Below are 19,889 nucleotides of genomic sequence, written 5' to 3' on the forward strand. Positions count from 1 at the left end.
AGCTGTGGCAGACCGACTTCACCTATCTGAAGGTCATCGGCTGGGGTTGGTTCTACCTCAGCACCATCCTCGATGATTACAGCCGCTACATCATCGCCTGGAAGCTCTGCACGACGATGAGAGCCGAGGATGTGACCGACACGCTCGATCTGGCGCTGCAGGCTTCGGGTTGCGATCAGGCGGCTGTCGTTCATAAGCCACGCCCGCTATCGGACAATGGCGCCAGTTACATCTCTGGAGAACTGGCCGATTGGCTGGAAGATCAACAGATGGACCATGTCCGGGGCGCACCATATCACCCGCAAACTCAGGGCAAGATCGAGCGCTGGCACCAGACCCTGAAGAACCGCATCCTGCTGGAAAACTACTACCTGCCTGGCGATCTCACGCAGCAGATCGACGCCTTTGTCGATCACTACAACCACCAACGCTATCACGAGAGCCTGCAAAACCTCACCCCCGCAGATGTCTACTTCGGGCGTGGGCAAACCATCTTAAAACAACGTCCCTCTCATTGATTGCTGCGCTATCAACTGCCGGTCAATGGAAAGGATCAAACGGAAGACACTCGAAACCCGGCGCTTGCTTCACTGCAAATCCGCCGGATAATCACATGAACCAAATGAACCAGACCCTCTCTTAGATTGGGCGGCCACCTGTTCCAAAAAACCTGACGACGGACAGCTAAAGCCGACCTTCAAGTAAAGCAGGGCAATGTCTCTGGTGCGGACAAAGCGGACTTGTGCAGGTGCAGCTTTCGCTGACGCAGAAACCATTCGCATCTGCGACATGCGTTTCGCTGCATTGCAGCCAATTTCGCCGAAGCGGTCCTTTGGCTTGCCAATTGAGACACCCAGAAAAACCGCCCGAACGCCGCGTGATACGGTAGCCAGGACGAAAGCTGAGTAAGGCTAGTCGGCACGCTCAAACAGAGTTTCGACCAACGACTACACGTGCGTGTGTCGCCAGTAGATATCCGCGGATGCGCTCTGTGCCCGCACTGTCCCAGATTAGTCCGAGGAGTTGCACGACATACAGCGAAACACGTTGTGAACTTCCAACTGGACTGCGCGGAGATTTGTGGATTCCGCCTACATCGGTGAAGTCATTGATCTTCAACACGGACAACCACCTCCATAGCGAGAAGATCGGTATCTTCTCCATGGTAGCTTCCGGCAACCGGAGCGACCTGTGATATGTTCCGCGCAACGGCCACCGGAATCAGATTGGCCGACCCCACCGACATGTTCGTTGGGTCGAACGGGATCCAGCCAGCCCCGGGAACGAAGACTTCGACCCATGCATGCGTAGAGCCCGAGCCAGCAGATCCGAGCCGGTCATCACTGGGGTCATAAAGATAGCCGGACACCAGACGTGCCCCGAAACCCAGCGTTCGGATAGCCTCGGCATAGAGGACGGCAAAGTCACGACACGACCCGTAACCTCGGTCGAGGGTTTCGAGTGGTCCTTGCGTGCCTTCGCTTTCGCGGATCTCATATTTGATCTGCGCTGTGGTGCCATTACTCACGTCCTTCAGGAGCGACAGCGTATCCGTTGGTCGTCGCATAACGAATTGCTCGACCCAGTTTGACAAGCGCCCGGTGTCGTCTTGGTATTGTGGCGCAGCAAGCGCCCCGAGATCTGTCCAGTCTTCGGCGGAGTAAAGGAACGGGTAGGACGTCGCAGAACCCGCAATCGGGAAGACAGGCCAGTCAGGTGCCTCGAGGACAACGGTCGTATGGGACCGTATCGAAAGCGTGTCTGTTGTGACATCAAAGTTGGCGATGGCAATAGCGTTTCCGGCGACATCGTGGGACCAGTCGATGCGGGCGGTCGGAGCGATTTCAAGGTCGAAGGTCGTCAATGTAAGGTCCCGCGTTTCACGAGGACGCAACATCAGCCTGTGCGGTCCAAGGATCACGGCCATGCGATAGCGATAGATGGTCGTGTGTGCGATCGTGATCGTCGGCACGCAGCAGATCTAAGTCGACTGACCGCCGGAGCGAGACCGACCTTTGCTGACGCCTTCGGGCACTGCCGCGCGCCATGCTGTCGTGCCTTTGCATCTTGCACAGATGCGCTGGCCGAACCCTTCGCTCCAAAACGAAGCATTACAACGCAAGCAGAACCGCAGCTTCGGCACATCGCCAAGCGCGCGGCTGGGGTGATCCATCAGGATGTCGTCGACTTTTGCTTGCATCAGATCCTCGCGTTCATTTGATCCCTGAAATTGCGTGTCCGACATCATACGGAAACGCTTGAAGTGCGTGATCGGCACGGCATCCCTTCATTCTCGGCGTCTTGAATGTCCAAACCGTCCCGCGAAGGCTCCAGTTCGGTTCCGGTTTCTGTCTAGGTATCGAGGACATCCTTGTCTGTCTGTCTCGTCCGCGTTCCCGAGTAGAGATGGCGGATTTGAGCCTCGGACACCCCGTCTGCCTGCATGACGAGTTGCACCATCGGATCGGACAGCATTTCTTCGAGAAAGACCTGTGACAGGTCCTTGCCGGACAGTTTGTCTCTCGCACGGGCGCGGTCAAGATCGAGAAGCGACACAGTCAGGCTCCGCGTTAATCCCGGATGGGACAGGCGTGGATGCAGATGGACCACGACGGAGGCCTTCCAGGCCTGAGGGTCCTTGTGATCAGGTGGTGAGGCGAATTCTGTCTCGATATCATACTCTCCGGCGGGAAGCGTTTCGTCCAAGCCGGGAAGTTTGAAAGGCCGGTCAAAAACCGCAATGGTTTTCGCTCTTTGGTCGTCCATTGCGTTTGATCCTTTCAATTGAACAGTTTTCCATGACATCGAGCAAAACCAGCCCTTTCCGGTGCATGCTTCAGGTCTTCTTCGGACCCGGAGAACCCGGTTTCGCAGCAGCGTCCGGCGCCTTGAGTGCCGATTCTTTTTTCGACGGTTCCGTAGGTTTGGCTTTCAGTATGGCGGCAGCTTTGGTGGTCAGGTCTTTGAAAGACATGCTCTTCATCCTTTTTGGGTTTTCCGCTGGAATTTCCGGGCCTCGATCAGGCACGAGTTCTCGAGTGCGGCTTATCGGTATATGTGTATTGACCGGCCCTTTTACCATGGCGCGGTGTGGGACTAGTCGGCGGGGTATGATCTTCATAGGCCCCGCCGACGACCATTGTGGACGTCATACCAAGGTCAGGAAGGGGTGGGCCTCGCGGTCCTTTGCACTTCCGTTCATCTTTTGCTTGCCATGAACAATCTTGGCGACATCTGGGGCGCTCATCGCCCGCATAAGGGCGCTGTAGTTCATGCCCATTTTCATCTCGGAGCCAACGGGCACAGCGGCTTTGGCTGAGTCGACAACGGTGTGGTCGCTGGTCGCGCCAATAAACGCCGTTCCCGGGGGAAACATAAGACCGCCTGCGTCGGTGTCCTGCTGCCCGACAGCAAGGATGGTTCGGGCTCGGAGGTCATCATTTCGAACCAAATTGAGCATCCCAAGCTCCGGAGCAATTGACATGGTCGGCACCGGGCTTGGTTTGCGGCTTGTTTCGATCACTTCGGCAAAAAGGGTAAAGGCATCCGTATGAAGGCCAGTGATTGGATGCCCTGTCACGGGGTCCGTGCCTAGAAGGATCGCCTCACCCAGACGCAGGTTGTCGACCCGCCCGGTTGAAACTTCGCCAAGCGCCCATGGCAAATTGGCCGAGCCACCTCCTGACACAAGATCTACAACAGGTCCGCAGGCGCCTTCGACTTGGTCGGCCAGGCCCGAGAGCCTGGCTATGTCATCGCTTGTTGGCGCCACGTTGCCCATGCAGGCAAAATTTGCAGCAATGCCTTCGAGAGCAACACCGGGCGTTGCGATGACCCGAGCGGCGGCGTGTTCAAGATCCTCGGGCATGACGCCTTCGCGCATATCTCCCATTTCGACCATCAGGATGACACCGTGCGACGTACCTTGTTTATTCGCGGCTGCGCCCAGCTTCAGGATCGTGGCCATCTCTGTGTTGTAGCTCGTGTCACAAGAATTGATGACGTCTTCCATCTCGCTCAGCAGCGGTGCGCGGATCATTGAAATTGGGCAAGTGATCCCCGCCTGCCGCATCCGAACGACGTTTTTGATGCGTGCGTCTGCAAGACCGGTAACGCCACCTTCCAACATTGCCTCGGCTACGTCAGGATGCCCACACACTGCCTTGGTCACACCGGTGACCGAGATTCGACGAGCGCCAAGACGTCGGACGAGATATCGCGCGTTGGCCTGGATCTTGCCCAGATTGATTTCCACTCGCGGCGAGGTCATTCCGCGGCCGCGAGAGGCACGGGCCGCAACTGCGGAAAGGCGGCCAGGACCATGTCGCTGAGGTGCACTTCCGGCCGAGTCAGCGCGTCCGTCACCGGAACGCCAAGATCCCTTGAAAGACTGTCAATCGCACGATCGACCTCGGCGTCCGTCATCGCCTCGTGATTGATTGTGATACCAATCACCCTTGTGTCAGCAAAAGCTTCGATGAGGGCGATTTCGCTTTTCGGCTCGGGCATCGGCATGGTCGGAAAGTCGCAGCGATGGGCACGCTTGGGCGCATGCTGAAGAACGACGGCTTGCGGCTGGCTGCCGCGCAAAATGAACGCCGATGTGCAAAAGGCTGGATGGCTGAGCGCCCCCTGTCCTTCGATCAGGATGACGTCCGGGTCTTCGCCCTCGGAAGCCGCGACAATCACGCGTTCAAGTTCCCCGCAGCAAAACTGTGGTGGCACAGCATCCATCGCGATCCCAAATTTTGCGCCCTGCATGAGCCCAGTCTGGCCGGTGCCGACGAGAACTGTCTTGATCCCAACCGCGTTCAATGCCTTGGCCAGAACGGTCGCTGTCGTCCGCTTGCCAATTGCACAATCCGTTCCCAGCACGGCGATGCGGATGGCTTTCACCTCGGACACGCTTCCGTCAAACAGGCGCATGTCTTTGCTTGGTCGGGGTTTGCGGATATCTCGGATCGTCACGTTGGCCGCGTCAGCGGCGCTCGAGATCTCGGGATCATCACCGAGGTATTCGTGCAGACCACTGACGATGTTCATGCCGAGTGCGATTGCATCCAGTATGATCTCTCGATCTGCAGGTGACATCTTGCCCGTAGAGGGGGCCATCCCATAGATCAAAGTATCGGGGATATGCGCCTCTAGCGTAACCGCAGCCTCGAGGTCTTCGACAATGGGGATGTCGTTACTCACTTTGTCCAGCACCTGCCCGCTATCGAGCCCCTTAAGTCTGCGGTCTATGACCGAAAGAATGCGGTAGGCTTGGCTGTGACGAACAAGCCCGTTTGCGGTCTTTCCATCGACCTGCCCGAAGTTCCCCTCACAATAGACAACCGCTGTGGGCACCCCTTTTGTTTCAGCCTTTTTGGCAGGAGTTCGGCGGGTTGAGGGCACATCGGGTGGGGCTTGCGGCCCCATCGTTGACAGCCTTGTCGTCGGTTTTTCTGGATTGCCAGAGTCCATGATTATTCCTTTGCCAAGCGGGTTCTTCCGGGTCGGAACACACAAGGCGTTCTGGCCGGTAGCCGCGTTTCAATTTAGATTGCGGGCGCTAGTCGTTCAGGATGCAACGCCCTTGCGAGCGCTGGAAATTCCTATGGCACTCCCACCGGTTTCCCGATCTGTCGAGATGCGCATTCTCAGGGAGGTCAATCTCAGTGCAGCCATCGTCAGACTCTGCAAAGCCGCGATTGCACTTCCAGCCTGGGCCATAGTTTGCATCGTCGAAATAGGCATTCTCCGGAACGACAACGGCCTCACAGATGTCATCGCGTTCGAAGTAACCCCGCTCACATGTCCATGGCTGCCCGTATCCGGCTCCGTTCAGAAAGGCATTCTCGGGAACGGCAATGGCAATGCATGTGTCGCCGTCAATTTCGTACCCCCGGTTACATTGCCAAGCAGACCCATATGTGTTGTCTGCAAGATAAGCATTTGGGGGTAAATCGATCTCCAGGCAGAGGTCGTCGACCTTCATGTACCGACGAAAGCAGCTCCAGCTCTTGCCCGACGGGTCGAGATATCCGCCATCGGGCACGACGACCTCAAGACAGGTCGCTTCATTGATCTCCTGGAACCCGTGCAGGCACTCCCAACCTGCGCCATAGGTTCGGTTCGTCGCATAAGCGTTCTCCGGAACGATGATGGCAAGGCAGGCATCGCCGTCACGCCGGTACCCACGATCACACTCCCATCCGTCGCCATAGCTTTTGGGCTGCGCATTGACGGGCATCGGGGCAGACTGAGATTGGGCGAAAGACGGCGATCCGATTGCGATGAGCGTGACGAATGCGAGCGCGAGGAGTTCCGCGGAAGCCATTGCAGAGTGGAACGATACCATTGCAAGCACGCCTGCGATGCCTTTTGACGAAACAGGCGACAGTTGGAAGCTACTACGATGCATCAAGCTCGAGACCTTCGATGCATGCCTGCGCCAGATCTCGGTTCGGGCCATCCGATCCGGGCATCGTCGCCCAGCCTGTTTCCATGACAGCATCGCGCCGCTTGAACGAGGACGCCTCGCGGATTGTTGCGAGCTTTGCCATGCGTTCATTGTCGGCGCGGGACATGTCGAGGCAGAAGGGCACAAGCGCCGCGATCACTTCTTCCTGCACCATCTTATTGGCCATCTCCTCCGCGCCGCCTCCGGTCATCCATCCGCCCCAGGAAAATCCAACGATGCCGACGAACGCCACGCCAAGGAGCGCGCCGTAAATGCCGGGTTTCAGCCATTCGGGTGTGGTCATGTCGTGCCCTCCTGCGGAGAAAGCGCCGCTTCGCTGTCATTGGTGGTTTCGGAGAAGGCCCGATCACATGCGATGGCATGTTCCAGATCCTCCTGTGTGATCACTTGCATCGTCGTTTGACCCGCATTGCTCCCGCGCCCTTGGACCATCAGATATGTTGCGGTGCGCCGGTAAGCCTCGAAACTTATGCCTTGTAGAAGCTCTTCCTCGACAAGGATTTCATACGTTCCGGCCGGAAACTGTCGCTGGCTGTCGCCAATCATGAAGTCGTTGGAAAACGTCACCATTGATCTGGTCGAACGCGTGAGCATCCCAGGTCTCCATTGAACAGAATGTTGAACTTTCCGCAGCCGCCATTATGGCCCGCGTCGTCGCAGCAAGGCGGTTGAATAGACACTATCCGAACTTTCGGTGTGTGATGCTGATCGAGGTTAGCCCCAGTCGGTTTCTTGGCTGTCAAGGTGAGAGGCAAAGCCGTCGCGCGGCTCCAGACACCTGCGTGCAAGTCTTCGCATCCACCGCACGCCGAAAGGAAATCCATGTCCGCCTCAGACGTCCTTCATCCGGATGGCAGCGACTACGATGCCTTCCTCTTCGCGGAATTGGGCGAGGACAAAACTGGTGCAGCCGTCACGGTCTTGTCAGCGCTTGCGCGCCTTGACCTCGAGCCTTGGACCGAAGCGCGTGAGCTTGCTGGTCTGGGCCGGGAGGACGCGAAAGTACGATTGACTACGCATTTTGAAGCGATTACCGACATTCCGGCGCTGGCTCTGGCAAGCGAGGGCAGAGCAGCAAAGCTGATTTCATTGCTGCCAAAGCGCGCGCCGCTTCGCGTTTCGAAATCGCTCGAAGCAGGCACCAACAATTCTCCAAAAATATCAATCTCCTGGACAATGATGGCCCTCGTTGGAGTCGCGGTTCTAACGTGGGTCTACTATCTGGCTCAGGCGGGCTAACCTACGTCAGTGCTTAGACGCAGAGAATCCGGATAGGTGATCCTGTCCACCGAATGTCATGGTGGTTTTTTCCGAGTAGCTCAGAGGCGCGGGGCACATGCAGTTCCTCCAAAGAACTGTATGAATTCTGCGCCTCTTATTTTCGGACCGTCCAGGAAAGGACAATTCCATGAGTGAAGAAAACCAAACTGAGGAAAACCAGACCGTGAAACACATGGCTTCCGTCAAGGCTGCCTGGGACAAGGCACCCGAAGGCCCCAAGAAGGCCGCAGCGCTGAAGCACTATCAGGCCGCTGAAAAGGCCCATGAAGCCGAAAACGACGAAGAGGCCCACAACGAGCTCAAGCAAGCGAGCCGCGCACTGATGTAATGTCGGTATGCCTTTGAAGAGACGACAGGGCCGCCCAAACTTAGGGCGGCTTTTTCACGGCAAAAGAGGCCGCGACTGATCAAGATAGGCCGGATCGAAATCCGCCAATGCAACCAGCCCCTCGTAGTCATCGAAGGTGACCAGCCCGCCCTGAAACGTGACGAGTCCGCGTTCGCGGAGCTTACGAAGGACGCGGTTGACGTGGATGGCACTTAACCCCAACGCATCTGCCAGATGATACTGTGTGAGCGGACAGGCGTAGCCTTCCCTGCTCCCTAATCCGACGAGTGACAGTCTCACGCCAAGCTCCAGCAGAAAATGCGCCATGCGCGCATCCGCATCGCGCCGCCCGAGCCCAACAAGATGCTCGACAACCATCGCTTCGTCGCGCGACACGGCCCAGAGAATAGCCGTAGCCAGCCGTGGTGTCTCTGCGAAGGCTTGCAGAAGATCGCTCACCAGAACCTCCGCCGCCTCGATATCGACGATTGGTTCGATCCCATGATCGGATGTGTGCAACAGGACGCTGCGCAGCCCCAAAAAGTCCCCCGGTATCTGGAAATCAACGATCTGCCGCGACCCGTCAGCCTGGATCTTGTAAGAAACGACCCAACCTGCCGCCAGGATGTAAGCAGCCTGTTCCAATTGACCCTGGTGAACCAAGTCTCGCCCTGAAGAGAAAGACTTCCTCCGCTGATGCAAGCGCTCCAGAACGACCAGTTCCGTCTCCGAAAGAGCAACAAACGCAGAGAGCTTTTGGGTAAGTGGGCTGGCTTTGATGTTCATTACCGGTCCCTCCCGAACCGCGCATACTCCCGTAAGAAATCGGCGCTGCGACTGCTTTCGATCAGTACGGACTACCTAAATTATTGAGATGTTCGTCAATACTATCACGACCTCGCCCGGTTGCGTGGCAAGAAAGGAAGAGGATTGTCCCCAATGTCAGATCAACGAGACCCTTCAGGGATGGCCGCCTTCTCCATTTGCGAGGCCCTCCTACTTGCCCTGCAAGATCGCAAGCTGCTGCCGGAAGGCGAGATTCTGGGAATTCTTCGGGATGCGGCAGCGACCCACGAGAATGCCCAAGGTCCAGAAACCGAACGAAAACTTCATATGGAAACCGCCAAACTGATCAATGAGATCATCGTTGGCGGGAACCTTTCGCAACGCACTTAGCGCCGACCCTGTTACGCTGGAAATGAGCGAAGCCCATATTCTCAGTCGCGTCGGTCAACCCGTTTACGGATCGGCCGATTCTGAATTTGAATCTGAGGTTCGTTCGATTGCGGCTTGTGTCTTCGTATCTTTTTCTTGCGAGGCCTTTTTTTCGGCGGCCTCTTTCTTTGCCAAGTCGTTGAACGACATTCTGGCTTTCCTTTTCTGGCTGCCAGGGTATCCAGCAACTTGTGATACATAGTGGATCAATGCTCTCTTGGCAAAGGGAACATTGGCGAAAGCACTGAGTGCACCTTGTAATCCTCCCCGGCAGCCACCACCTTTAAAGGGCTACTGACCTCCATTCGACCCTCTGTTTTCCTATACCGGCTCACAGCGCTCGACACTGTCGTGAGAAGCCGGGCTGCCGCATATTGCGGGCAGCGATAAAACAAGGAAAATTCACATGGCCAATGGCACAGTGAAATGGTTCAACACCACCAAAGGATTTGGCTTTATTGCCCCTGAGACAGGTGGGAAAGACGTGTTCTTGCACATCTCCGCACTCGAGAAGTCAGGGATGACCAGCCTGAACGACGATCAGAAGGTGACCTTCGACGTCGAGGCCGACCGCGACGGCCGTGAAAGCGCAACCAACATCGCGCTTGCCTGATCTTTGCAAGGTGGGCGCTCCTTTGGAGCGCCCTATCGCCCGACGGCCACTTGTTTTTTAGTTTTCTTCCACCGACTAACGCAGCAGTTCCATTGCCCGGATCGGTAACCGCCGAACTGGCGCTGCGACTTGCCATCCTCAGGAGACCAGCCGATGTCAGACTACACAGCGCCAAACAGATCAGATGCGGGACGTGGCGTCTTCAAGGCTATGTCGAAGAAATCGAAGGCCAAGTACACCGAGAAGGAAGCCCCTATGGCGATCCGCATGGGCGAATATTGCCGATATCAGATCAAGTCCGGTTGTGTGGCGGGCGTATACACGGCCCGGGCATTCCCAAAGCCGCCGACGAAAGCGCGTGGTTTGATTGCCGAGGCAACCGGTAAGACCGAAGAAGCCGCGATCGCCGCTTTGCACTGCGTCATTGATGCGCGTGAAACCCGCAGGAGCGAGGATCGCAGGACAGATCCAAGCACAGGTGCACAAGTACCAACATCCGACGAATACGTTGAAGCGCTCAACACTGTAGACCTGACAAAACCGCAGCGCGCCATGATGATGGCGTTGTCGCTGGCGGAAGCAGATGGGTTGACAGAGGAGAGGGTCGCGAATGCAGGCAGCTACAAATCCACTATCTCGGCAAGAAAGGCTCTAGCAAGCGCGGGTCGAATTATTGCTGGATATTTGTCTTCAGAGTCAGGTTTCAAGGTGCCTTCAACGAGTTTGGATGGAGTTGCGCTGATTGGATTTTGCGGTGATTCCGGACAGGAAGAGAAGCCGGGGAACTGGATTCTTCACCCCGAGCTTTGCGCCGCCATCCGTATCGCTACTTGAGCTAAAAGGGTTGGCCGTCTGAGTGATTGCCCACTTGGAGCTGGCAGCCAATTCACCCGACTTGATCTGGCCGGGATGGTTAAGGCGACCGGACGTCAAATAGATTTTGGCGGCGCTGGTCATTTTACGTCAAACCTGATGCTTGCAGCGGGTCGGCCCGTAAAGGCGAGCGGCATCAGCCGCTCGCCCAATGCCTAAAGGTCAATATTTTCGGCGATACTCAGCGCATCTTCGAGTTCGACCCCCAAGTAGCGCACCGTGCTGTCGACCTTTGTATGTCTTAGCAAGAGCTGAACCGCGCGCAGGTTACCTGTTTTCCGGTAGATCTCAGCAGCTTTGGTTCGGCGAAGCGAATGCGTTCCGTATCCACTCGGTTCCAAACCAATCGCCGACACCCAATCGTGCACCAACCGGCCATACTGACGGGTTGAAATGTGCGGGCGATCGTGGAAGCGGCTGGGAAACATAAACGAGCAAGCCAACATCTCGGGTGATTTGACCCAAGCCAGGACAGTTTCCCTTGTGTTTTCCGTCAGTTCAAACTGAACAGGCCGCTTGGTTTTGCACTGAATCACCGAAACCCGTTCTCGGACGCGATCCTCTTTGACCAGATCGACCACTGAGAGCCTGACCAGATCACAACCACGTAGTTTGCTGTCGATGGCAACGTTAAATAGCGCCAGATCACGAAGGTTGTTGGCCAACTCGAGTCGCGCTCGGATTGCCCAAACCTGTTTTGGCAGCAACGGTCGTTTCTGGCCGATAATCCGCCCCTTGTTCCAGGCGTTACGTTTCGGGGTGACAGCAGGAAGTTGGACTCTAGGCATAATTTGTCCTCCTTGCCGCCCTCCGAATCCAAGCATCAGCACCGCGCTGATGTAGGAATGCTACTCGCAAACCTGATTGCATCCGACCTGCCACCCGTGAGTTTTTGCTCCAGACCTAACAGCAGCCCGAATGAAAGGCCGGTTTCACCGCCGCGTAGCTGCGCCGAAGATCTTGCATGCGCAGAAATTCTTTCGCGGCGAGCACGCGCAGCAAAAATTTGACACTTCCGCAATGGGCTCTTCGCCGCCATCGGAGCAAGCGCAGCATCTTCAGGACTTTGACCTAGAGCACCTCTGCTAACGGCCCAATCCTGCCGTTCACCGCCCAGTGAAGATTCTGCGGTTGCAGCCCGCTTTGCGGCCATTCGCTGCGCTGGCGAAATCTCGAGCATCGCGAATTAGAAAGGTGCGGACAAAACAGACCTTAAACCCGATGGCGGCAACGGCGCTTCGGGAAAACGGCTACCTCCTTCATGTCGAATTTCACACGCTACAAAAGGTCGTCTTAGCTGGTGACGCAAGCGTATCCCTTTCCATTTTGGCCAACCTAATAAAAATGAGTTTTGTAGACATTTTGAGAGCAACGGGTGGTCATGACGCGCCAAGGCTGCGCCCTACTGATCCATACTTATGGAAATGGCTCCGCATTACTTTTTCCTCTTGTCGGATGCGCAGTGAAAGAACAGCAACATAGAGAGGTAATCCGAATAACAAGACGCCAAATGCCTGTAAGGCCAGTGTGAATCCAATGAGTTCTGGAATGATGTTCAGATAGTAGTTTGGATGCCGAATCCTGTCGAAAATCCGATTGGATATCAGCTGATGGTCCTTCGCTATGATCACTTTGATCGTCCAGAATCTGCCCAAGGTGCAGATCACCCAGACAAGCGCGCACATCGCGAGACCGTAGAGGATCAGACCAACTACAGAAATCGCAGAAATTGGAGAATCGCGCCACAGTCCTTCGGCGATGGCGGCGACGTAGAAACCGATATGGGCGATCGTCAGGATCAGGGATGTTGCGGCATGATGTTCGATTGCGTCACTTTGCAGCATCCGCTTTTCGTTCCGGATGGAGATTGCAAGGGCGGCGAGGCGAAACGCTACAGCGATGGCAATGAAGACAAATAGGGTATAGGGCACGACAATATCCGTATCAGTTTTGTTTGATGGAAGTGTTCCGGGACGGGTTCCGCTTGACCCCGAAGAATGGGGTGCGTTGCCTGGCCGTTCATCCGATGGCAACGCACCGCCTGAACACCGTTTGGGACAAGCGGCGCGTCAGTTCACGCGCGATCAAAACAAGAAGTTGTCCCCACTCAAATCCAGAATGTTTATACCTTCCAAGGTGATTGTATTGCCCGCCAAATCATCGATGATCAGGTTTTCACCATCCTGCCGCAAGTGATCAGCGGTCAGATCGCTCGAGTTTTCGATGGAAGACACTGCTGATAGATCGATAACATCATCGGCCCCGAAACCAACGATCGTGTCGTTGCCGAACCCGTCCGCAAACACGAACGTCTCGTCACCAGCCCCCGCGAAGAAAAGATCATCGCCCTTACCGCCGTCAAAAACATCGTTTCCGCCTGCGCCGTGGAACGTATCATTACCTGCACCGCCGAAGACTGTATCGTGAGCATGGCGACCGTCCTGCTCGGCATCCCAGAAGACATCGTTGCCGTCGCCAAGAAACACGGTATCCCGGCCTTCGTCCCCCCAAACCTGGTCGTCACCGGCACCGGCGTGGATGGTGTCGTAGTGCGATCCCCCGCGTATTATGTCGTTTCCACCACCGCCATAGATCTCGTCATCGCCGGCAAACCCGTTGATCTTGTCATCACCATCGCCGCCGACAAGCAGGTCGTCGGCCCGGGTCCCGTCGATCGTCTGGGCCCTGAACACGAAATCGTCCAGCCCGAGGTCGCCCAATTGAACGGCGCGAAGGGTAATCGTATCTCCTGAGTCGAAATCGATGACCACATCGTCGCCCACTTGCCGCATGTGATCACTTAGAAGCACGTTGAACTTGGTGAGACCTGCGATACCACTAAGGTCAATCCTCTCGGCGTCGTCGGTCGCGTTAAAGCCCCTGATCTCGTCATTACCGTCGCCGTCAGCAAAAGCGAATGTGTCCGATCCTGTGCCACCGAACAGGACATCGTCGCCCTTGCCGCCAATGATCACATCGTCCCCGGCCTTGCCACGGATGACATCGGAGTTTTCCGTTCCGGTCAGTGTCTCGTCGCGCTCGGTGCCGTTGATGGTGGCAAAACGCAATCGGAAGTCCGCAGCATCCAGATCGTCGATATCGACGCCCGTCAGTTTAACAGAATTCCCATCCCCAAGATCAACCACGACATCATCACCGACCTGCGTCATGCGGTTCTGAACCAGATCGGTGAAATCCGTGATTGCTGAAACGCCGGTCAGATCAATCTTTTCGCCATTATCGGTCGCATCAAAACGCCTGATCTCATCAACGCCATCCCCGTCCTTGAACGTAAATTCATCAGATCCAAGGCCGCCACGCATGAGGTCGTCGCCCTTACCGCCATTGATCACATCATCACCGGCCAGACCGCGGATCGCGTCAGCGCCATCGGTACCCGTCAGTGTGTCGTCGCCTTCGGTTCCGCGGATCGCGTTAAAGGAAAGGATAAAATCCGCCTCGTCGAGGTCTTCGATATTGACCGAATGCAGTGTGATCTGGCCGCTGCCGGTGTCGATCACCACATCGCTGCCGTCCTGCCGCATATGGTTGTCGCACAGATCCGCGAAATCCTCGATGTTAGAAACACCGGTCAGATCGATTTTTTCCGCATCGTTGGTTGCGTTAAACCCCACAACGTCATCATCGCCATCACCGTCTTCGAAAACAAAAATATCCGATCCAGTGCCACCAAAGAGCCGGTCGTCGCCTTTTCCACCGATGATCACGTCATCGCCGCCATCGCCGCGGATCTCGTCGTCGCCGCCTCCCCCGCGCAGCACGTCGTCGCCCGCCAGGCCGCGCATCACGTCGTCACCATTCGTTCCATCAAGCACATCATCGCCATTTGTCGCATCCACGGAGATGATCGTGACATTCACGTTGTTCGTGTTGACGTCCTGCCATGTGACCGCGATCCGTCCATCCTCCGTCAGCGTGGCGTCAATATTGGCTCCGTTGTCGTCCGTGACCTCAAAAATCTCGCCAACCGTATCGCCGGACGCATCATAGCGCTGACCGAAAACGCCTATGTTCCCGGCATCCTTGTCGTAGAACACGATGAAGCCGCCATCGAGCAACGGGACAATCGAAGGTTCGTTGTTGTTGTCGCGCGCACCGTCGCCAGAATTGCCCACGTTGACCGTACCACCCTGCGTTTGTCCTGACGCGTTCAAAAGCTGGAACTGCACGTCGATGTCAAACCCATCGTCCTCGGTCCACGCGATGACGAAGCCGCCACCCTTTAGCGCTGTGACCGTCGAATCGTAGGTCTTGGCGTTACGATCACCCGTTTCCCCGATGTTAACGGTCGAATTGTTTTCTCGAAGGATACGGTAGTTGATTTCGCCGCCGTTACCTTTTCCATCGCGGTCCAGGATCAGGATGATATTGCCGTTTTCCAGCGTATCGGCGCGCACCTCGGCGTTCTCATTTCCTCGGAACGCCTTGATCCCGTCATCTCGAGCCCCCGTGCGATTGGTCTCGAACACCTCAAAATTCTCAGACTTGTCTTTCTTGATATAGAAGATACTCGCAGATCCGTCCGGCCCGATGGTCACCGTTGGGTTGGTCGAATCGTCCCGATCAAAATCGAAAATCGAGTTGTCGTTATCGTCGAAGTGAATTCTCCTGTCGATTACATCTGGGTTTCCGTTGCCGTCAAAGGCGACGTTCATCGACATCATCGTGGCAATTTCGAAATCCAAAAAACGGAACTCTTTGACCTCAGTGATAATGTTCAGACGACCATCCGGGGTTTCAGTCATATCGAAATTGGGTTCCTGGGATCGGTGGCCTTCGAAATCGAAGGTAAATTCGTCACTGATCGGCTGGCCAAGCGGGTCGAGAAGCTGCCCCTTGATCCTGAAAAAATCACCGGACGGGACCGCGTAGGCCACCACCATGTTGCCGTTTGTCAGCGTGATGATCTTGGGCGCCTGCGCATTGCCGGACAGGGTCGCTTCGTCAAAAACGGATTGGGGTGTCTCAAACATCTTTAAACTCTTTCATTCTGAAATGGTGTGCGCCCATGCCTTGGTTTGCCGAAAACAGGCCCAACCTCATGCGTGCTTTTGCCAGCCACACATACGCGTCGACCGGCCTGACAAGCGTTGTAACGACCGTTGTATTTGCCCACCAATGGCGTTGTAACGACCTACCAAAAGCGTTGTATTTTCAGCCAAAAGGTCCGGCATGCGCATGGCAGAAAAAACTGCGTGTTTTCGACCGCTGCTCTACGAATCGGCGAGAAAACTCAGCTCAGCGGTCAGGCCGTCGCTGGCAGGTTAAATTGTGAGCAAATATGAGCCTGTCCCGATCCAGTGGGGCATCGGTTCGAAAGACGCCAGAACGCGAAGCTCATATCGCATTCATACAGAGAGGATGTCGGCAAGAAGAGCGACCATTTGGGTTTCTTCATTGTCAATTCCACTTTTCGCCAGATGTGTATCAAATAGGTCTGCCAGAAATTGTTATTGGCAGCAGGGCCGGTTTGCGAATGTTGCTGCCGTCCGTTTGTCGAACTCTGATTGCACTTCGATGTTGCTCGGTAAGGTAAGAATGAGTCCGATCACACCAAGAGTAAGCAGGACACGAAACAGATCAGCGGCACAATCAGGTTGCGCCGATCCGAACGGTCAGTGATCACACCGGCTGGTACGGACAGCAGAAGTCACGGTAGACGCCCAGCGAAAGCGACCAGGCCGATCAGAAAGGGATCCCGGGTGAGAAGCGTTGCGAGCCACGGAAACGCAACACTGGCGATTCTGTCTGCAAGGTTGGTTGCATCCAATGCGCCAATGAGGCGAACGTAACTACGATTTTGCGCGAGAGTCGTCACGAAAAAACTGCACGCTTTCCAGCTGGCGGCGTCAATTAATATGTTGAAAAAACGGACACCCGAACCTTGCGCAGCATCCGGCAAAAAGGTCTCTGAAGCGACCTTAGAGCCGGTGCCTTTTGCGCCCGTAAATCAGGTGATGGATTTCTTGCGGCGGCGCAGCGCGGCGACCCCGGCCAGACCGGACAGCAACAGCACGCCACCGGCCGGCAGCGGCACGGCAGAGATTTCATCTGCCGCGATGGTTAGCTCGAGATCCAGCGTGCCCTCGCCAACCAAGCCAAAGCTTGAGGTCAAGAACGTAATCGGCAGACCGCTGTTGTTCAGATCGTTGAGGTCGATGCCGAAAACCGTCAGGCTGCCCGTCCAGCTGACCTCGGATCCGGCTCCGAACACGAAGATATCCGCACCATCCACGCCGATGCCCCAGTCATCAAAGTCGCCATCATCATCGATGGCCGCCAGATCGATCCGCCGGGTTTCCCCGTCGATGGTTAGCGCGGCATCCCCCGAGACATTCACATTATTGAAAAACTCCACAGAGGTGTAGTCACCGAGGTCAGTCCATACGTTGGCTTGGTTCAAATTGCCATCTTGAAAAAAGGCACCTCTGCCAGCAATCGTTGTCCCGCTGAAGGTCCATGTGGTTTGTCCGCTGCCGGGGGTGCCCGAGATATTGGCGATCAGGGCAGCCTGCGCTGTGGAGGCGGCAACGAGCGCGGCGGCGGTGAGGGAGAGAAGTCTTTTCATATCTGAGTTTCCTGTATGGCGTTGTGTGTCATCGTCAGAATCGGCCCGCACGGCTGTGAGGGTTCCAGTTCAGCTGAAAGTAGAAAAAGAGACATCCGGTGCCTTTCGTGAAATCCGGCACCCGGACAATTCTGCGCGGGAATGGCTGCGCGTCTTGTTCAATGGGTTTTGTGCTATCTGATCCTTTTCTTTCAATCTGGCGGACCAATCACCGGCCCGCTTTGCGCATGCGAGATATCAGTGGGCGGACCCGCCTTGCGGTGCTGTATCGGCGAGGAGCGTTGTTGTGAGCGTTGTCACGACCGTTGTATTGCCGCCCCGGAAGCGTTGTATTGGCCGTTTTACGCCGCCCGCCGCCGGACCGGACGATCTGCACCTGGAGGAAACAGTCCGGCCCTCGCCGGTGCAGAGATCGCGGAAAAATTGCCCTTCAGAAGATGAAACTGTTCTCGTCAAGGTCGGCGATGTTCACCCCTGTCAGAATAATCGTGAGGTCTCTGCCGTCGGTGATCTCCGCACCCTGCGCGCCCTGAACGAGATGATTGGCTTGCAGGTCGGCAAAGTTCTGGATGCGGACTTTGCCGACTTTCACTGCGTCTGCTCCTAGGACTGCTTTCGTAAATCCACAGACCCATGGTCTAGAGCTTACGTCATAGGGTGTGCTAAAACTCCCTGCATCTGGCCAACAGCAAATAGGGGGCGTGTATAGCACACGTGATTCTTGCAAATGCTGAAAAAACTCATGCGGATCGTCGCCCTATTGTTCATTCTGTCCAGTAGTGCCTACGCACAAGAGTCGGTATTTGTCGGCAACGTCCCATTGCCTAACGACGCTATTGAGGCGGAAGAGGTTCATTCGAAATTTGCCGGAACTTGGGTCGGACAGTGGGACGGATGGCGGAACCATATCCTCATTATAGAGCAAGTGAATGACGACGGATTCGCAGACGTCATCTATGCCGTTGGTAGCGACTTGAATGGTGCGGGACGCTGGTTCAGACGTCAGGCAAAAATAGAAGGCGATGATTTGATCTTTGCCGATGATGGTTTCCCGGCACACTACCGGATGTCAGCAACTGGCAGGGTCCGGGGTGTATTCGATGCGGACAAGGGTTTTGCCGTTCTGGAACGCCAGAACCTGAAGGATGTGTTGGCCTTGCCGGACGAGGATTGGTTTTCCATTGGCCAGCAGGAATACCTTCAGACGGACCTGATCGAGGAAGGGAAACCCATTCGGCTCAATGTTGTTACCTATCCACCGCCGGGTGAAGGGCCATTTCCGGTTGCGTTGATCCATCATGGCTCAACAGGTTCTGGTACACGCCCAAGCGACTTTGATCTGATTTGGACCAGCGATTGGCTTGCCGACATGTTGAACGAACACGGTTGGTTTGTCGTTTTTCCTTATCGACGTGGGCGTGGCCTTTCAGATGGGCAATACGACGAGGGTTTCGCGCTAGATCGTTCTAAAGGATATTCGCCCGAGGCGGCGCTTTCCCTGCCGGGAGCGGAGCGGGCGTTGACAGATGCGAACGCGGCCCTTGCCGCATTGAGAAAGCGACTCGACCTAGACCAAGGCGCAATTCTTGTTGGCGGGATATCGCGGGGTGGGGTTGTCGCGATCATGCAAGCGGGGAGTATGCCAACGGAAGTTGCTGGCGTGATCAACTTTGTCGGCGGATGGACTGGCAAAAAAGGTGACCCGTCAATCAATCCGACACTGTTCAACCGCATAGGTTCTTTTGATGGTCTGGTTTTGTCGGTCTACGGAGAAGAGGACCGCTTTTACAGCATCGAGCATTCCAAGGCCAACTTAGCTGAACTGACAGCACGCGGAGCTCAAAGTGAGCTACATATTGTAAAACTACCAGGCTATGGAAACGGGCACAGGGTGATCACAATGCCGAGCCTCTGGGAAGACCAAGTAGACGAGTTTCTTCGCGAGATAAGCAGGTAGCGTTACGTTCGTGTCTAGTCGTAGAAAGCCGCCATTCATTTACGTCGCAGCATCAGTGACTCTGGGCTCTTCGCCGCCATCGGAGCAAGCACAGCATCTTCAGGACTTTGACCTAGAGCACCTTTGCTGACGGCCCATTGCAGACTCTCAGCCTACCCACGGGATGCTGCGGTCGCAGCCCGCTTAGCCGCCATTCGCTGCAAGTGCGACATCGCGTGGCGTGCGAACTCACCTTCAGCGGACAAAGCGTTCGTCGTCAAATTTCCAAAGAATGTCAGCTTTGCCGATTTACGTTGCTATGCGCAGCACGAACTGACACCTTCCGGCACCTTGGATGTAGAGCAACAAGAGGATGGTTTCGCTGATACTTCTTCGCTGCCACAACACTGACCTGATCCACTGACTCCTCGCCAGGCTTTTTCAGCCGGTTTGCAGACGGCGCGCGTATTGCCAAGCCCAATCACGACGCGATCACCGCGATGCTTAGGACTTTCCAGCGACATGAGGCACAGGTCTGTGTTGTCGTTTCCAAACTCGACTCTCAATGAGACGTGCTTCAATTCTGGC

The 19,889-nt window shown here is 55.8% G+C and carries 22 protein-coding genes and 1 pseudogene; 7 read left to right on the plus strand and 16 right to left on the minus strand.

The features are described 5' to 3' along the window. Nucleotides 1-609, plus strand: a pseudogene (locus tag Q1A63_RS25355) (DDE-type integrase/transposase/recombinase); the annotation flags it as partial. 496 nt (nt 610-1,105) lie between these two features. Here the strand turns inward: Q1A63_RS25355 and Q1A63_RS25360 are convergent. The 9 genes from Q1A63_RS25360 to Q1A63_RS25400 all read right to left on the minus strand — a co-directional run bounded on the left by Q1A63_RS25360 (nt 1,106) and on the right by Q1A63_RS25400 (nt 7,060). Beyond that, a complete protein-coding gene (locus tag Q1A63_RS25360; RefSeq protein ID WP_298975040.1) occupies nt 1,106-1,972 on the minus strand; it encodes a transglutaminase family protein in 867 nt (288 codons plus the stop codon). A gap of 9 nt (nt 1,973-1,981) precedes the next feature. Further along, nucleotides 1,982-2,278, minus strand: a complete 297-nt coding sequence (locus tag Q1A63_RS25365) for a hypothetical protein (protein ID WP_298975041.1) — start codon at nt 2,276-2,278, stop codon at nt 1,982-1,984. Nucleotides 2,279-2,352: 74 nt separating this feature from the next. After that, nucleotides 2,353-2,766 carry a hypothetical protein gene (locus tag Q1A63_RS25370; protein ID WP_298975042.1) on the minus strand — a complete coding sequence of 138 codons (414 nt, stop codon included), beginning with the start codon at nt 2,764-2,766 and terminating at the stop codon, nt 2,353-2,355. 70 nt (nt 2,767-2,836) lie between these two features. Beyond that, on the minus strand, nt 2,837-2,974 hold the full coding sequence (locus tag Q1A63_RS25375) for a hypothetical protein (RefSeq protein WP_299632718.1): 138 nt from the start codon (nt 2,972-2,974) through the stop codon (nt 2,837-2,839). Between the two features lie 174 nt (nt 2,975-3,148). Beyond that, complete coding sequence (locus tag Q1A63_RS25380; RefSeq protein WP_298975045.1) at nt 3,149-4,270, minus strand: alanine/ornithine racemase family PLP-dependent enzyme; 1,122 nt, start codon at nt 4,268-4,270, stop codon at nt 3,149-3,151. Continuing rightward, nucleotides 4,267-5,466: a DUF1611 domain-containing protein gene (locus Q1A63_RS25385; RefSeq protein WP_299632719.1), complete on the minus strand. Its 1,200-nt coding sequence runs from the start codon at nt 5,464-5,466 to the stop codon at nt 4,267-4,269. Before Q1A63_RS25385 ends, Q1A63_RS25380 begins: the two co-directional genes overlap by 4 nt. Before the next feature lie 88 nt (nt 5,467-5,554). After that, nucleotides 5,555-6,322 carry a hypothetical protein gene (locus Q1A63_RS25390; RefSeq protein WP_298975047.1) on the minus strand — a complete coding sequence of 256 codons (768 nt, stop codon included), beginning with the start codon at nt 6,320-6,322 and terminating at the stop codon, nt 5,555-5,557. 73 nt (nt 6,323-6,395) lie between these two features. Then, the gene (locus Q1A63_RS25395) at nt 6,396-6,749 is read right to left on the minus strand and encodes a hypothetical protein (RefSeq protein WP_298975048.1); all 354 of its coding nucleotides are present in this window, start codon (nt 6,747-6,749) and stop codon (nt 6,396-6,398) included. Further along, nucleotides 6,746-7,060, minus strand: coding sequence for a hypothetical protein (locus Q1A63_RS25400; protein ID WP_298975049.1), 315 nt, complete (start codon nt 7,058-7,060; stop codon nt 6,746-6,748). The genes Q1A63_RS25395 and Q1A63_RS25400 overlap by 4 nt, the downstream gene beginning before the upstream one ends. Nucleotides 7,061-7,288: 228 nt before the next feature. On the opposite strand from Q1A63_RS25400, the gene Q1A63_RS25405 reads away from it, so the two are divergent. Continuing rightward, a complete protein-coding gene (locus Q1A63_RS25405) occupies nt 7,289-7,705 on the plus strand; it encodes a hypothetical protein (RefSeq protein ID WP_298975051.1) in 417 nt (138 codons plus the stop codon). 169 nt (nt 7,706-7,874) lie between these two features. Beyond that, complete coding sequence (locus Q1A63_RS25410; protein ID WP_298975054.1) at nt 7,875-8,075, plus strand: hypothetical protein; 201 nt, start codon at nt 7,875-7,877, stop codon at nt 8,073-8,075. Between the two features lie 54 nt (nt 8,076-8,129). Here Q1A63_RS25410 and Q1A63_RS25415 read toward each other — a convergent pair whose 3' ends face one another. Continuing rightward, nucleotides 8,130-8,861: a Crp/Fnr family transcriptional regulator gene (locus tag Q1A63_RS25415; RefSeq protein WP_298975056.1), complete on the minus strand. Its 732-nt coding sequence runs from the start codon at nt 8,859-8,861 to the stop codon at nt 8,130-8,132. Nucleotides 8,862-9,014: 153 nt separating this feature from the next. Between Q1A63_RS25415 and Q1A63_RS25420 the strand changes: the two genes are divergently transcribed. After that, nucleotides 9,015-9,251 carry a hypothetical protein gene (locus Q1A63_RS25420; protein ID WP_298975058.1) on the plus strand — a complete coding sequence of 79 codons (237 nt, stop codon included), beginning with the start codon at nt 9,015-9,017 and terminating at the stop codon, nt 9,249-9,251. A gap of 63 nt (nt 9,252-9,314) precedes the next feature. Here Q1A63_RS25420 and Q1A63_RS25425 read toward each other — a convergent pair whose 3' ends face one another. After that, on the minus strand, nt 9,315-9,440 hold the full coding sequence (locus tag Q1A63_RS25425; protein WP_298975059.1) for a hypothetical protein: 126 nt from the start codon (nt 9,438-9,440) through the stop codon (nt 9,315-9,317). 256 nt (nt 9,441-9,696) lie between these two features. Here Q1A63_RS25425 and Q1A63_RS25430 point away from each other — a divergent pair, with 256 nt between their 5' ends. Continuing rightward, nucleotides 9,697-9,903, plus strand: coding sequence for a cold-shock protein (locus Q1A63_RS25430; RefSeq protein ID WP_298975061.1), 207 nt, complete (start codon nt 9,697-9,699; stop codon nt 9,901-9,903). Nucleotides 9,904-10,056: 153 nt separating this feature from the next. Next, nucleotides 10,057-10,737 carry a hypothetical protein gene (locus Q1A63_RS25435; protein WP_299508255.1) on the plus strand — a complete coding sequence of 227 codons (681 nt, stop codon included), beginning with the start codon at nt 10,057-10,059 and terminating at the stop codon, nt 10,735-10,737. A 194-nt stretch (nt 10,738-10,931) separates the two neighbouring features. On the opposite strand, the gene Q1A63_RS25440 is transcribed toward Q1A63_RS25435, so the two are convergent. From Q1A63_RS25440 to Q1A63_RS25460, 5 genes are all read right to left on the minus strand, one after another. Continuing rightward, complete coding sequence (locus tag Q1A63_RS25440) at nt 10,932-11,564, minus strand: tyrosine-type recombinase/integrase (protein ID WP_298975063.1); 633 nt, start codon at nt 11,562-11,564, stop codon at nt 10,932-10,934. A 591-nt stretch (nt 11,565-12,155) separates the two neighbouring features. Continuing rightward, complete coding sequence (locus tag Q1A63_RS25445) at nt 12,156-12,707, minus strand: isoprenylcysteine carboxylmethyltransferase family protein (protein ID WP_298976138.1); 552 nt, start codon at nt 12,705-12,707, stop codon at nt 12,156-12,158. Nucleotides 12,708-12,860: 153 nt separating this feature from the next. Next, a complete protein-coding gene (locus Q1A63_RS25450; protein WP_298976137.1) occupies nt 12,861-15,770 on the minus strand; it encodes a hypothetical protein in 2,910 nt (969 codons plus the stop codon). Between the two features lie 977 nt (nt 15,771-16,747). Next, nucleotides 16,748-17,365: a VPLPA-CTERM sorting domain-containing protein gene (locus Q1A63_RS25455; protein WP_298976136.1), complete on the minus strand. Its 618-nt coding sequence runs from the start codon at nt 17,363-17,365 to the stop codon at nt 16,748-16,750. Between the two features lie 430 nt (nt 17,366-17,795). Continuing rightward, on the minus strand, nt 17,796-17,957 hold the full coding sequence (locus tag Q1A63_RS25460; RefSeq protein WP_298976134.1) for a hypothetical protein: 162 nt from the start codon (nt 17,955-17,957) through the stop codon (nt 17,796-17,798). Between the two features lie 135 nt (nt 17,958-18,092). On the opposite strand from Q1A63_RS25460, the gene Q1A63_RS25465 reads away from it, so the two are divergent. Next, a complete protein-coding gene (locus tag Q1A63_RS25465) occupies nt 18,093-19,322 on the plus strand; it encodes a hypothetical protein (protein WP_298976133.1) in 1,230 nt (409 codons plus the stop codon). Nucleotides 19,323-19,889: the final 567 nt, after the last annotated feature.

Source organism: uncultured Roseobacter sp. (genome assembly GCF_947499265.1).
GTDB lineage: Bacteria > Pseudomonadota > Alphaproteobacteria > Rhodobacterales > Rhodobacteraceae > Roseobacter.

Coding starts and splice junctions, on each gene's coding strand:
- Q1A63_RS25455 (WP_298976136.1), bottom strand. CDS start 17,365: ATGAAAAGACTTCTCTCCCTCACCGCCGCCGCGCTCGTTGCCGCCTCC.
- Q1A63_RS25395 (WP_298975048.1), bottom strand. CDS start 6,749: ATGACCACACCCGAATGGCTGAAACCCGGCATTTACGGCGCGCTCCTT.
- Q1A63_RS25450 (WP_298976137.1), bottom strand. CDS start 15,770: ATGTTTGAGACACCCCAATCCGTTTTTGACGAAGCGACCCTGTCCGGC.
- Q1A63_RS25465 (WP_298976133.1), top strand. CDS start 18,093: ATGCTGAAAAAACTCATGCGGATCGTCGCCCTATTGTTCATTCTGTCC.
- Q1A63_RS25435 (WP_299508255.1), top strand. CDS start 10,057: ATGTCAGACTACACAGCGCCAAACAGATCAGATGCGGGACGTGGCGTC.
- Q1A63_RS25420 (WP_298975058.1), top strand. CDS start 9,015: ATGTCAGATCAACGAGACCCTTCAGGGATGGCCGCCTTCTCCATTTGC.
- Q1A63_RS25410 (WP_298975054.1), top strand. CDS start 7,875: ATGAGTGAAGAAAACCAAACTGAGGAAAACCAGACCGTGAAACACATG.
- Q1A63_RS25385 (WP_299632719.1), bottom strand. CDS start 5,466: ATGGACTCTGGCAATCCAGAAAAACCGACGACAAGGCTGTCAACGATG.
- Q1A63_RS25375 (WP_299632718.1), bottom strand. CDS start 2,974: ATGTCTTTCAAAGACCTGACCACCAAAGCTGCCGCCATACTGAAAGCC.
- Q1A63_RS25405 (WP_298975051.1), top strand. CDS start 7,289: ATGTCCGCCTCAGACGTCCTTCATCCGGATGGCAGCGACTACGATGCC.
- Q1A63_RS25430 (WP_298975061.1), top strand. CDS start 9,697: ATGGCCAATGGCACAGTGAAATGGTTCAACACCACCAAAGGATTTGGC.
- Q1A63_RS25400 (WP_298975049.1), bottom strand. CDS start 7,060: ATGCTCACGCGTTCGACCAGATCAATGGTGACGTTTTCCAACGACTTC.
- Q1A63_RS25390 (WP_298975047.1), bottom strand. CDS start 6,322: ATGGCTTCCGCGGAACTCCTCGCGCTCGCATTCGTCACGCTCATCGCA.
- Q1A63_RS25380 (WP_298975045.1), bottom strand. CDS start 4,270: ATGACCTCGCCGCGAGTGGAAATCAATCTGGGCAAGATCCAGGCCAAC.
- Q1A63_RS25440 (WP_298975063.1), bottom strand. CDS start 11,564: ATGCCTAGAGTCCAACTTCCTGCTGTCACCCCGAAACGTAACGCCTGG.
- Q1A63_RS25370 (WP_298975042.1), bottom strand. CDS start 2,766: ATGGACGACCAAAGAGCGAAAACCATTGCGGTTTTTGACCGGCCTTTC.
- Q1A63_RS25415 (WP_298975056.1), bottom strand. CDS start 8,861: ATGAACATCAAAGCCAGCCCACTTACCCAAAAGCTCTCTGCGTTTGTT.
- Q1A63_RS25425 (WP_298975059.1), bottom strand. CDS start 9,440: ATGTCGTTCAACGACTTGGCAAAGAAAGAGGCCGCCGAAAAAAAGGCC.